The organism is Methylobacterium sp. J-030 (assembly GCF_022829545.1).
GTDB lineage: Bacteria > Pseudomonadota > Alphaproteobacteria > Rhizobiales > Beijerinckiaceae > Methylobacterium.
On sequence record NZ_JAKSYM010000171.1, the window covers coordinates 16,141 to 26,718 of the forward strand.

Sequence of the window (10,578 nt, forward strand, 5' to 3'; positions counted from 1 at the left end):
CTTGGTGGCAGCGGAGATCAACGGTGAAGACCAAGGACGAGATCGACGAGGCCGAGCGGCAGATCCGCACCGTGCAGCAGGTCGTCGACTACACCGTCCGGGAATACCCGGTCGAGGTGCTGGTCGAGAAGCACCTGACCGGCAAGCTGGCGGGCGAGAACGAAATTTTTGTCCCCGACTATCAGCGCGATCTGGTCTGGGAAGACAAGCGGCAATCGAAGTTCATCGAGTCGCTGCTGATCGGCCTGCCCGTGCCGTACCTGTTCGTGGCCGACGTGGGCAACGAGGATCCCGACCTCGAAGGACGGTTAGAGATAGTCGACGGCACGCAGCGCATCCGGACTCTGGCACGATTCCTCACTGGCGAACTGGTCCTCGACGGCCTTGAGAAGCTTCCGGGCCTCAACGGATTCACGTTTGGCGACATGCTCGCATCGCGGCAGCGTCGGTTCGGCCGCATCACTTTGCGCCTCATTGAGCTGACCGAGAAGGCGGATGAGGAGACGCGTCGAGATATGTTCGACCGGATCAACACCGGCCCAGTCCGACTAAACGACATGGAAAGCAGACGCGGCCGGATGCCCGGGCCCTTCGTAGACCTCGTTCGAGAAGTCGCTCGGCAGGAAGCCTTCAAGGCGCTTGCACCCTTGTCCGAAGCTGCTGAGAAGCGCTTTGAGCGGGAAGAGTTGGCAGCCCGCTTCTTCGCATACATGGACGACTATTCCACCTTCGGCCAAACGGAGTCTGGCAAGGTCGTGTCTCTTTTCGTCGACGATTATGCGAGGCGAGCGAACGCCGCGATGCTCGCCGAGGGTCCGGGCGGTCCGACTGAGGCTCGATTGCGAGCCGCATGGGAGGGCATGATACGCTTCGTATCCGAGATTCTACCAAACGGCTTTCGGAAGAGCCCGAGCGCGAAGTCGACGCCGCGGGTGCGGTTCGAGGCGATCGCCGTCGGGATCGCGCTGGCTATGCAGAAGGACCCGGCTCTACCCGGCACCTGGGACCTTGTTTCGCATCTGAGCAAACCTGAATTCCGCGAACTGACGACGTCCGATGCTGCCAACAACCGCAACCGGGTAACCGGTCGGATCGAATACGTTCGCGATCGGCTTCTCGGCCGATGACTCGCGCCTTCGTAGAGGACTTCCGGCGCCGCCGCTCACAGGTGCGCCGCTATCTCTCCGTCGTCGCCAAGGCCGACCGCGAGACGAAAGCCGGCGGCGGACGGCCCGTCGATCTCACTCGGCTGCACGTCCTGCGAGCTGGGACGTTCCTGATCCTCTACAACCTGATCGAGGCGTCAGCCCGAGGCGCCCTGGACGGCGTGCACGACACGATGATCGGTCAGCGGGTAGGGTTTGCGGGTTTGTCGCCCTCGTTGCGACGCGAGGTCGTGAAAGGATTCCGACGCAAGAAAAATCCGGATGACCATGTGCTTCTCAAGGACATTCCAATAGATTTTGTCGCAATGTCTCTAGATGCTGACCATCAATTCTCAGGCAACGTAGACGCCAGACTTGTTCGCAAGATCGCCGGCACGTATGGATTCAGCCATTACACGGACGAGTCTCGTACAAGAGACGGAGCCGATCTCTTGACGATCAAGGACGTTAGGAACGACCTCGCGCACGGCCTAAAAACATACGATGAGATCGGCCGCAACTACTCCGCTAGGGCACTTTTGGAGATCAGCGTCCGCTCACTGGCTTACATAGAAGCTATACTTGAGAACGTCGATGATTATCTAGAGGCGTCCGGCTATCTAGCAGTTGGGCAGTCGCCGCTACCCTGATCAGTTCTCCTGCGATCTAATGTGGTCGATGATGGCTTTGCCTACGGCTCGGCCCAGCGCCGGCGGGACCGCGTTGCCGATCAATCGACCGACCGTGCGGGCCACGATCGGCTTGCCTGGCGGTACGAACTGGAAGTTCGCCGGAAACGACTGCAGCATTGCGCCTTCGCGTAAGGTCAGCGCGCGATCCTGTTCCGGATGGCCGAAGCGGCCGTTGCCGAATCCATAGAACTGCGTGGTGATCGTGGGCGACGGCTTGTCCCAAGCCATGCGACCGTAGACGGATGGGTAGGTTCGGCCAGTCAGCTCGGTATGGCACTTTACGCGCATGTGCTCGGGCCAGCACCTCCATGTACCATGCGGCTCTGCGATGCGGATCCGCTCCAAGTTGATGGCCGTAAGACCGCGAGCGCGATGCAGCCGATCCTGGCGATCACACTCTCCCGCCTCGACAGGCGGGCGGTCGAAGACCTCGTCCCGCACGGTCCTATGCTGCTGTTCTGTCCCCTTGGGCATCTCGATCGTGCCGAGGCGGGACGCCAGGAGCACGACGCGGCGACGGTTCTGTGGAACGCCGAAGTCAGCCGCATCCACGACCTTCCAGACGACATGGTAGCCCAAGGCTTCAAGGGCGCGGACGAACTCGCCCCAGAGCGGCAGCAGCGTCAGTCGCGGCACATTCTCCAGCGTAATAATCTCAGGGCGCACCAGCTCGACGAAGCGAAGGAATTCAAGCAGCAGACGCCATCGTCCGTCGCTCTCGCGCCGCTTCGTCGTGTAGCCAGAAAAGGGCTGGCATGGGGCACATCCGGCAAGCACCCGGATAGGAGCTTCGCCGAACATCGCTGAAACCTCGGTCGCGGACACTTCCATGATGTCGCGACCGTGGAAGCTGGCGCCGATGTTGTGTTCGAAGGGGTAACGGCAGGCTGGATCCAGATCAATCCCGGCGGCAATCGTGAGGCCGGCATCTCGGAGCCCAAGCGAGAGGCCGCCCGCGCCGCAGAACACATCGACCACCGCGGTTTCACGTCGAATCCGGCGTATGTCGGCTGGTGCTAGTGCCATGGCTCCAGGCTCAATCTCCAGCCCTCCGTTCTATGCCGCAACCCGCAACCGCATAGGGCCGAGCTGGAGTTGTGAACAGTCAGAGAGGAAGCGGACCAACGATCGCCCGCTCGGCCCCGCCCCGATCTGCTCACGAGGCGGGGGAGCGTCCGATCTCACCAGCGTGAGCCGAGCCGATACGCGACGTGGCTCGAGATGCAGGATGCCGAAGCCTCGTTAGTTGGCCCTCAACAGCGGCCCGAAGCCCGGTCCCGGATCGGGATGCCGGTTGGTAATGTCGGTCGGTCTAGGCTGGAATTGGACGGACTGGCCGGTATGCATGGCACCTGGCGCCGGCCGGCCGTGAGCGAATGGCTGCCCTCGGGATCCGCGAGGGCGCCGAGCCGTGATGATATGGCCGCCCGGCCGAAAGCGTTAGGCGCGGCGGCGCTTAGGCCGTCCGCGGTCCTCCGGCATCACCTCACGGCAGATCCTCAGGATGGTGTCTTCACCCATCAGGGGCGCCATGCCGCCGATTGCCTTTCGCAGGTCGGATTTGAGCATGTCGGCCGCGCCCGCAAGCGCGTTGGCGTCAAGGGCTAGGTGTTCACGGGGGACAAAGCAGTCCGGCAAGATCTCAACGAATGCACGTAGGGATTGGGAGCGCATAGCCTAATCCATAGCGGTGCGCACGCCTGAACAAGCGCGCGGACGCAAGAGAGGGGGGAGTAGGTCGCGGCTCGCTTTGACCCTCTGGCGCTGACCCGGTGCCGCAATGGCGATGGGTGCTCTGGCTCTGGGGTGCTTCGGGCGAGTACAGGTCACGCGCGACCACAGGAAGAATGCGCCACCCGGACGGAGGTTGCAACATGCCGGATCCTCAACGGTCCAGCCGTGCGCTGGCCTTCAGCCAAGGCCAAGTGTGACTAGGGGATGAAGCCGACGCGGATCTGCTCCAGCGTCGGCGGTCCGTGATTGATCCATGCTCCGTACCGGCTTTCCCGTCCGCCGTAGGCTTTCCGACACAGGGCGGCGACCTGATCGCCGGAGAGATGACCGCGCTCCATCAGCTTGTCGGCAATGGCCTTGATCGCTGTCGAGCCCATCGGCGACTGGACGAGCGCTTCTGCCTGGTCTCGGGCCGCATCCAAGAGGGCCCAGCGATTGCCGCCGTGAAAGCCCCAGGCGTCTAGAAGTAGGTTCATGTGCTGCGTATCGCCCTCGCCACCGCCCTCAAGGCAGTCGTCGATCGGGATCTCTCGGAAGTGCGCCTCGGCGCAGGCACCCGCGAAATCATGGATCAGGGCGGCGGCGCGCCGTAGGGCATGATCCCGCACGACCGCACTGCCGTGCGCCCTCATGGTCGGCATGGGCTGGATCTCGCAGATGTCATGCCCGACGACACAGCCCTCAGCATACGTGCGGCGGCCCCGACCATCCTGCTTCCACTTGCCGGCGCTAAGATCCTCGATCGTCTGAACGAAGACCCGCTCGGTGTGAAACCCGAAGTACCAGCGCGACAGGGCATGACCGCCCTCGTGGTAGCAGGTGAGAAGGCGGCGTCCTTTAGGGCTGGGCATCATCGAACTGGTGATGGCCGCCACGTGTCCCGTCCCTTCGCTTGCGGAACCGGATACCCTCGCCGCCGACATTCTCAGGGATGAATTCCAGGCCGGCGGCTTCCAGCACCTGAACGATTGACGCCATCGTGTTCACGTTCGCGGAGATCGGGCCAACCGTTCTTTCGAGGCGCTTGATCGTATCGACCGATACCCCAGCCTTCTGCGCTAGCTCGGACTGTTCAATCCGCGCCATCGCCCGAGCACCGCGAAGTTGCTCCCCGGTCACCACCATATTGCACCTATAGCTGATTAATTACACATATGGCTTGACGCCCTAGGAGGCTTCCCCTAACTATAGGTGTAACGAAGCCGCCGCAAGTGGTGTACCGATGCCGTACCGCACCGTCTCCTGGACCCACATCGACCGCGCCGGCCGCGACAGCTGCCCCGCGATCCCCGCCGGCCTGCTCTCGGCCAAGGCCCGCATCGACCTCACCGTCCGCACCACCCGCCGGCCGCTGTTCAAGGCCGGCCAGTTCGACCGCGGCGCCATCATGTCGGCCGCCTCATCCGCCGCTCGCGCCCATCAGGAGCGGTTCGGCGGCACCTGGGGCGAGGCCATGTCGGTCTGCCTCACCGCCGCGTGGCGCGCCGCGAAGATGGCCCGCCACATGGCCGCCCACTGATCCCCTGACCGCGCCACGCTGATCGGCGCCGAATAGGGACCCACCCCCCTTCACCCCCGACCCACCGCCACGAGCCCCATTAGGAGCGCGAACGATGACGCACGCCCGCATCCCCGATTTCAGCCAGCCCGTTCCGGTCCGCAGCACGACCGCAGCTCGTTCCGCTCGTCGCCGGACTCCCGCCGACGCCCGCTACCTCAACCTGCCGAACGAGCCGATCCCGGGCGAGATCGAGCCCTGGCAGGCCGTCGAGCCATACCGTCCCGACACCGCAACGGTACGCGCCCTGCGGGTCATGGACATTGCCGGCGAACTGCTGGCCGCCATCGCCATCATCGGCGGCGGCATTGTGCTCACCGGCCTCGCCTCGCTGCTCTGACCCGACCCGCAACCGAGCGGGCCGGCCGACCGGCACCGGCCTCGTCTCTCAGATCGACTTCGCTTCCAGCTCGATGGAGGATCTGCGGTCGCTCCGGGATATCGCGAACGTCGTGGGAGATGTGGCCTACGCCACGGCCTGGACGGGGCGGTGCCACACCCGAGAGTCAGGCGAGCAGCACAACGCCGCCGGCAAGCTGATGCAGTGGCTCGGCGACGCGCTGGCCGACGTGGCGGATGAAGCCCGCAAGGCGGCGCAGCGGCGCCAGCCGAAGACACCGGACGAGCGCGAAACTCGTCTGACGGTCCTCGCGGGTCCGACCATTGAGAACGGCGATCCGGATGAGATCGCGGCATTGGCCGGCGCGCTGATGGCCCACGCTCAGGCCGAGTTTGAAGGGCGCTGACAAGCGCCCCTCTCCTGCTTCCGTAGCCCTGCGTACCGCTCCGGCCGGGTCCAGCCGGGCACCCCGTCACATCCCGAGACAACACTATGGGCGACGTGCTCACCTTCACCCCGCGTTCGAAACCGGCGGCTTCCGAGAACCTGGAGCCGTTGGCCGGGGCCACGCTCCGCGCCAGCCTGGAGGAGGCAGCGCAGATCGCCCTCGACGCGGCGGACCGCATCATCGCCGTGCTCGACCGCATGGATGGCGATGCCGATCACGAGGACGGCGGAGACGCCGAACCCACGCTGGCCGCGCCGGAGAACGCTACCGGATCGCAGGTGGTGTGGATGCGGGGCAGCGACCGGGACGGGGGGTGAGTCGCCCGAGATCGCGATACCTGAGGCCCGGGTAGAGACCCCGTCAGCGGCAGCGGCCGACCTGAATGCCGATCCGACGGCTATCGACATCGAACCGCTGCGGTGGGGCGGCAGGGGCAACGTAGTGGCGTTGGCGGGCTCTACTTCCATCGACATGTCGGCGGTGGCTGGCAGTGTGCTCATTGCTCGCGCGCGGCGGTCCTGATGCCGACCCTACTCGCAAACCATTCCCGGCACGCCGCGGCCGTGGAGCGCCTATCCTGGCCCGATACGGCTCGATTTCTGGTCCTGCTGCTACGGGTGTGCCGACTCAACCGGCGGCTTGAGGCAGATCACCGCCGCGTAGAACGTGACGGCCTCGACGCCGCCGGCCCGGCGCTGCTCGCCACGGCGCACCGCTGGATGGAAACGCACGAGGCGATGAGCGCCCTTCTCAGGACGCCTGAACTGCCAGAGGTTGCCCAGGTACGAGACACAATGCGGAGGCCATGACCGTGATGCTGGATCCAGAAACCCCCATCACCGTTCGCCGGCACTGGAACGACTGGAAGCAGGGCACCGTGCCGTTCCGGTGCCTGGACGGGCTGCATTACGGCAGCACCAGTGGCGGCGTGGGAGTCGCTTCCCCGCGTCCGATGCTGATGGGCTACATTCGGTGCACGGACCTGACATCCGGCGAGATCGCCCACACCTGCCAGCATGGGCCGCCACCCCATCGGATCAAGGTGACGATCGTCCAGAAGGACAACGACCGGTCCGTCGTAGCCGCGCTCAAAGCGGTGGTTGCGGAGCGGGGGCGGCCCTAGCTGGCCCCACCCGTCATTGTCAGGCCGCAGCCGGCGGCTCGGAGCCACCGCAGGTCGCGCATGTGCGGGTCGCCCTGAGGATTTCCGCGCCCTACGCAGGGCCTGATCAGTCCTCTGCCTGAACCGGCCCAGCGGCCTGCATCCCTTCTAGCAGGTCTATGGTGTTCTCGACGATCACCTCCCATCGCGCGTAGTTGTTCAGCAGACCGGTGAGGACGGAGCGGTTCCGCTCAATGCTGGCAACGATGATGTCGAAGACCTTGCCCGCCCGTGGGTCACGGGCCAGCTTCGGCGCGTAGTACTCGACGAGATCGACGAGCATCGATCGGGCTTTCGCGTCGTGGCGCGCCTTGCGGCCTGGATCCCCCAGAGCGCGTTTGGACGCCAAGGGGTTGAGCCGGCCCGGGTGAGGGCAAGGGATGCCGGTCATCATCTCCCGGATTATCCCGTTCGCCTTCACGTAAGGCTGGTCCGGTCCTTCACTCAGAAAGACCTCGCCGGTGTCCTCGTCGAGAACGACACGGGCGATCGGTTTGCCTGCCGCGCGCAAGGCGTCGACTTGAGCGAACAAGTCGGGGGCGCTCTGCCGCATCTCAGCGACGGTGGCATTGTCGAGGGTCGTCATCATGGCTGTGGCTCCGATCATCGAGGTTCAGAGCCGCGCCGCGAGACCGGCGATCACCGGATGGGCGGACGGGTGTACGGTGATCGGCGCGCCGGTGACGGCCTTGGTGGCGACGGCGGCCGCGAGCAGGTTCCAGTCGCAGTCGGTATCGGTCGGATCGCAGCTTGCCCGGGCCTCGACGACGCCGCGCCACAGGTCGGCGCCCTGGATTTCGGCCAGCAATTCCTGCGTTGACAGCCACAGGCCAGCGTGGGGGTGTGTTGAGCGGAAGGCGGCGAGCGCGACCACGCCAGCCTCAAAGCTCCTGAGAAGGATCGCATAGCGGTGATCCGGTCGGTCAGGCAGCCCGACATGGATCGCGAACCCACCTTCATCCTCTGCGTCCTCGATCGAGGCCAGAAGGTCGTGATCCCCAAATTCCGTGTAAGCCTGCAGGACAAAATAAGTGGCGCGCGGTAGGTTCGCTCGCACATCCGCCCACATCTTGGAAATATCAAGATTAAGTTCGTTCATAATCGCTGCCTGAAAATGGATAGTTTTAAAATATGAGGTGATCCGCGCCGCAACGGCACGTGGGTTCTGCTTACCGAGTCGCGACGCCCAGCGTCCATTTTAATTTCACGCCGCGGCGGTCTGCCGCACCACGGGCAGCGGCTAAATAATTGTATGACGCTGCGCGAGATACTTGAGGCCGGGATCATTAAGCCGATCAAGCCGCTGACGCCGGCCCAGGCGGAAAAGCGCCGCGGCCGCCAGCAGCGGTTGCAGCAGCGCGTCGCCGACGAGCGCACCCGATCAGCCGCCAAGATCCGGGATTTGAAGGCCGAGATGCCGTAGGCGGCCGACACGGCCGGCCCGCTGGCAGAAGAATATTGACCCGGCGCGACCTGGGCTGGCATCACGGTCGGTGACCGCGCCCCCATGCATTTCGAGGGGCGCTGATCCGATTGCCGAGGACCATGAATTGCCCAAGATCCCCGACCAGGGCCGGGAGGCCCGCGCGCACCTGTTGCGGCGCCAATTCAACCTACGCCTCGTCGCCGAAGGGATGTCCGTGCAGGCCCGACGGGACCGCAGGGCCCAGGCAGATACCGCCGCTGCCGAGGCTGCCGAGGCTGCCGAGCGTCGCCGTCATCGACGCGTGAGGCACCTGCCCGGCTACGTCACCGGCGAGTGCCGCGAGCCGTTCGAGCCGACGACGCGCCTGATCCGTGCCGCCGATCGGCCTGGAGATCCTGAGAACGGTTCGCGTGCCAACGCATCGACGACCCGGCCGACCTTCGAAGATATGCGTGCGGAGTCCATGACCTTCCCAGCCATTCCCGCAGAGGTGCACGAGCGCCAACGGATCGAGCGGAAGAGCAGGAGCGGTCGACGCAGGAAGTAGCGGCTACGCCCGCAGCGGGCGACCTCAACCGATCAGACCGCACAAGAATCAGCGCGGGTGGTGAAGGCGGTCGAGCCATGCGCTGAGCGCCTGAAGCCGGACGGTTTGTCGAACACGAGATGAGGGGCCATCTTCATGTGATGCCCGACCATCGCGGCCAAACCTATGACCCGCAGGAGCCGCCGCCGCGGGGTGTGATCGGCTGGACCAATGCGGGGCGCATGGTGAGGGGCGTCGCCGTTGTCGTGTTCCTCGCCGTCTCTGCGCTCGTCGCCAGTGCTCTCTACAAGCCCGCGAATCCGCAGCCGGCGTTCCTGGCCTTCGCCGCGGTCGGGTGGCGCTGCTGCCAGGCGTGAGGCTCCGATGCTTTGCAGCCACCTTCTCGTGCATCGACTGCAGCTCAGGGATCGCCTCCACCTCGCGCAGCAGCGCGTTGACGTTCAGGTCCTCGCTCTCGCTGGCCGAGGCGGGCGCCTCGTCGACCACGAATCCCTCGGGCAGGTCGCCGGGGCCGCTCATCACGCGGCAACCCGCATTGCGGCGGCGGGGCCGGCTGGCGGGGGCAGGTCGCGATCAGGCTGCGCGCACAATGGCTCGTAGCTCGCGACGCAGGAATTCAGAGACTGTCGTATGGTCGCGCTCGGCCGCGGCCTCGATAGCGTCTTGCAGCTCTGGCTCGCACTTCAGCTTGATTAAGGTGGGGAACCGGGCCGGGCGCATGTTCGTCTACTCCATCGCTCGATCAGCAACTGAGTAGAACACGAAGGGGTCCTATCGTGACCCTATTGTATTTGGAGCGTGACGGCGTTTTACGCCCCTTCTGCGCTGGGCTTGCGGTCGCGAGGGTTTATTTCGGCCAAGATCTCTTCGAGGGACCGCCCCGAAGGCTCCGGCGCCGAAACAGGCTGCACGTTCAAGGACGTTTTGCCATCGCCGGACCAGTAGTCGACAATGGCTTCGTTGAAGTCGTCTATTGCTACGCACTCGTCCCAGATCGAATTTGAGATCATGATCTCGGACGCCGCCGAGAAGCCAATCGAGGCCGGCGACATCTCGTGTTTTTTTCGGGGATGCCGGTCCATGCTTCCGGCGTAATCTGTGGGCGGCGAAGCGATTTCTCCACCGGTCCAAAAATAGATGTCGCTGATATGGTCGAAAGCTCGCTTCAAAGCCACTCGTGTATCAATTTCATTGAGGTTGGCGCGCTTCGCAATGATTCGAACGTTCTTCAAAGTCTTGGAAATCGTCCGAAACAGCTCCTTCGTAATCTTGTCGGAGGACATTTCCTCGACCAACGGAATAATCGCAGCCGAAAGTTGGAGGCGATATTCCACCTCCTCGGCTACCGACCGCTGATTTTCTTCAGCGCTCTTGTGGATTTGTTCCCGCAGCCGGTCGTTGACCCGGAAAGCAACGCCATGCCGCTTGACTTCCGAAGCCGGCTTCGGCGGGCGGCCCATGCGCTTCTTGGGAGTGGCGTCGGCATCGTCGGTCATTCGTGGCCCCATCGTGTCCACATACCGTTA

The 10,578-nt window shown here is 64.4% G+C and carries 16 protein-coding genes; 10 read left to right on the plus strand and 6 right to left on the minus strand.

Translation table 11 applies throughout. The features are described 5' to 3' along the window. Positions 1-23 precede the first annotated feature (23 nt). Together MKK75_RS11000 and MKK75_RS11005 are read left to right on the plus strand one after the other, a co-directional pair. Entirely contained in the window at positions 24-1,127 is a 1,104-nt protein-coding gene (locus MKK75_RS11000) for a DUF262 domain-containing protein (RefSeq protein WP_244042621.1), read from the plus strand. Next, positions 1,124-1,795 (plus strand): MAE_28990/MAE_18760 family HEPN-like nuclease, encoded by a 672-nt coding sequence (locus tag MKK75_RS11005; RefSeq protein ID WP_244042622.1) that lies wholly within the window; start codon positions 1,124-1,126, stop codon positions 1,793-1,795. Before MKK75_RS11000 ends, MKK75_RS11005 begins: the two co-directional genes overlap by 4 nt. Here MKK75_RS11005 and MKK75_RS11010 read toward each other — a convergent pair whose 3' ends face one another. The 3 genes from MKK75_RS11010 to MKK75_RS11020 all read right to left on the minus strand — a co-directional run bounded on the left by MKK75_RS11010 (position 1,796) and on the right by MKK75_RS11020 (position 4,696). Continuing rightward, a complete protein-coding gene (locus MKK75_RS11010; protein WP_244042623.1) occupies positions 1,796-2,815 on the minus strand; it encodes a DNA cytosine methyltransferase in 1,020 nt (339 codons plus the stop codon). A gap of 953 nt (positions 2,816-3,768) precedes the next feature. Next, positions 3,769-4,446: a hypothetical protein gene (locus tag MKK75_RS11015; protein ID WP_244042624.1), complete on the minus strand. Its 678-nt coding sequence runs from the start codon at positions 4,444-4,446 to the stop codon at positions 3,769-3,771. Further along, on the minus strand, positions 4,409-4,696 hold the full coding sequence (locus MKK75_RS11020; protein ID WP_244042625.1) for a helix-turn-helix domain-containing protein: 288 nt from the start codon (positions 4,694-4,696) through the stop codon (positions 4,409-4,411). Before MKK75_RS11020 ends, MKK75_RS11015 begins: the two co-directional genes overlap by 38 nt. 97 nt (positions 4,697-4,793) lie before the next feature. Between MKK75_RS11020 and MKK75_RS11025 the strand changes: the two genes are divergently transcribed. The 5 genes from MKK75_RS11025 (at position 4,794) to MKK75_RS11045 (ending at position 7,040) form a co-directional block, all read left to right on the plus strand. After that, on the plus strand, positions 4,794-5,090 hold the full coding sequence (locus tag MKK75_RS11025) for a hypothetical protein (RefSeq protein WP_244042626.1): 297 nt from the start codon (positions 4,794-4,796) through the stop codon (positions 5,088-5,090). 94 nt (positions 5,091-5,184) lie between these two features. Beyond that, positions 5,185-5,469, plus strand: a complete 285-nt coding sequence (locus MKK75_RS11030) for a hypothetical protein (RefSeq protein ID WP_244042627.1) — start codon at positions 5,185-5,187, stop codon at positions 5,467-5,469. Positions 5,470-5,542: 73 nt separating this feature from the next. Next, positions 5,543-5,875 (plus strand): hypothetical protein, encoded by a 333-nt coding sequence (locus MKK75_RS11035; RefSeq protein WP_244042628.1) that lies wholly within the window; start codon positions 5,543-5,545, stop codon positions 5,873-5,875. 86 nt (positions 5,876-5,961) lie between these two features. Then, on the plus strand, positions 5,962-6,234 hold the full coding sequence (locus tag MKK75_RS11040) for a hypothetical protein (protein WP_244042629.1): 273 nt from the start codon (positions 5,962-5,964) through the stop codon (positions 6,232-6,234). A gap of 488 nt (positions 6,235-6,722) precedes the next feature. Continuing rightward, on the plus strand, positions 6,723-7,040 hold the full coding sequence (locus tag MKK75_RS11045; RefSeq protein WP_244042630.1) for a hypothetical protein: 318 nt from the start codon (positions 6,723-6,725) through the stop codon (positions 7,038-7,040). A gap of 106 nt (positions 7,041-7,146) precedes the next feature. Here MKK75_RS11045 and MKK75_RS11050 read toward each other — a convergent pair whose 3' ends face one another. Further along, positions 7,147-7,668 carry a hypothetical protein gene (locus tag MKK75_RS11050; protein WP_244042631.1) on the minus strand — a complete coding sequence of 174 codons (522 nt, stop codon included), beginning with the start codon at positions 7,666-7,668 and terminating at the stop codon, positions 7,147-7,149. A gap of 24 nt (positions 7,669-7,692) precedes the next feature. Next, positions 7,693-8,178 carry a hypothetical protein gene (locus tag MKK75_RS11055; protein WP_244042632.1) on the minus strand — a complete coding sequence of 162 codons (486 nt, stop codon included), beginning with the start codon at positions 8,176-8,178 and terminating at the stop codon, positions 7,693-7,695. A 153-nt stretch (positions 8,179-8,331) separates the two neighbouring features. On the opposite strand from MKK75_RS11055, the gene MKK75_RS11060 reads away from it, so the two are divergent. From MKK75_RS11060 to MKK75_RS11070, 3 genes are all read left to right on the plus strand, one after another. Continuing rightward, positions 8,332-8,502: a hypothetical protein gene (locus tag MKK75_RS11060; protein WP_244042633.1), complete on the plus strand. Its 171-nt coding sequence runs from the start codon at positions 8,332-8,334 to the stop codon at positions 8,500-8,502. 127 nt (positions 8,503-8,629) lie between these two features. Further along, on the plus strand, positions 8,630-9,052 hold the full coding sequence (locus tag MKK75_RS11065; protein WP_244042634.1) for a hypothetical protein: 423 nt from the start codon (positions 8,630-8,632) through the stop codon (positions 9,050-9,052). Between the two features lie 119 nt (positions 9,053-9,171). Next, entirely contained in the window at positions 9,172-9,408 is a 237-nt protein-coding gene (locus MKK75_RS11070) for a hypothetical protein (protein ID WP_244042635.1), read from the plus strand. A gap of 453 nt (positions 9,409-9,861) precedes the next feature. On the opposite strand, the gene MKK75_RS11075 is transcribed toward MKK75_RS11070, so the two are convergent. Next, positions 9,862-10,548, minus strand: a complete 687-nt coding sequence (locus MKK75_RS11075) for a hypothetical protein (RefSeq protein ID WP_244042636.1) — start codon at positions 10,546-10,548, stop codon at positions 9,862-9,864. Between the last annotated feature and the right edge of the window lie 30 nt (positions 10,549-10,578).

Bases quoted from the DNA above. Each gene is read 5' to 3' on its own strand.
- MKK75_RS11005 (WP_244042622.1), top strand. From the start codon at position 1,124: ATGACTCGCGCCTTCGTAGAGGACTTCCGGCGCCGCCGCTCACAGGTG.
- MKK75_RS11020 (WP_244042625.1), bottom strand. From the start codon at position 4,696: ATGGTGGTGACCGGGGAGCAACTTCGCGGTGCTCGGGCGATGGCGCGG.
- MKK75_RS11025 (WP_244042626.1), top strand. From the start codon at position 4,794: ATGCCGTACCGCACCGTCTCCTGGACCCACATCGACCGCGCCGGCCGC.
- MKK75_RS11030 (WP_244042627.1), top strand. From the start codon at position 5,185: ATGACGCACGCCCGCATCCCCGATTTCAGCCAGCCCGTTCCGGTCCGC.
- MKK75_RS11035 (WP_244042628.1), top strand. From the start codon at position 5,543: ATGGAGGATCTGCGGTCGCTCCGGGATATCGCGAACGTCGTGGGAGAT.
- MKK75_RS11040 (WP_244042629.1), top strand. From the start codon at position 5,962: ATGGGCGACGTGCTCACCTTCACCCCGCGTTCGAAACCGGCGGCTTCC.
- MKK75_RS11045 (WP_244042630.1), top strand. From the start codon at position 6,723: ATGACCGTGATGCTGGATCCAGAAACCCCCATCACCGTTCGCCGGCAC.
- MKK75_RS11050 (WP_244042631.1), bottom strand. From the start codon at position 7,668: ATGATGACGACCCTCGACAATGCCACCGTCGCTGAGATGCGGCAGAGC.
- MKK75_RS11055 (WP_244042632.1), bottom strand. From the start codon at position 8,178: ATGAACGAACTTAATCTTGATATTTCCAAGATGTGGGCGGATGTGCGA.
- MKK75_RS11060 (WP_244042633.1), top strand. From the start codon at position 8,332: ATGACGCTGCGCGAGATACTTGAGGCCGGGATCATTAAGCCGATCAAG.
- MKK75_RS11070 (WP_244042635.1), top strand. From the start codon at position 9,172: ATGAGGGGCCATCTTCATGTGATGCCCGACCATCGCGGCCAAACCTAT.
- MKK75_RS11075 (WP_244042636.1), bottom strand. From the start codon at position 10,548: ATGACCGACGATGCCGACGCCACTCCCAAGAAGCGCATGGGCCGCCCG.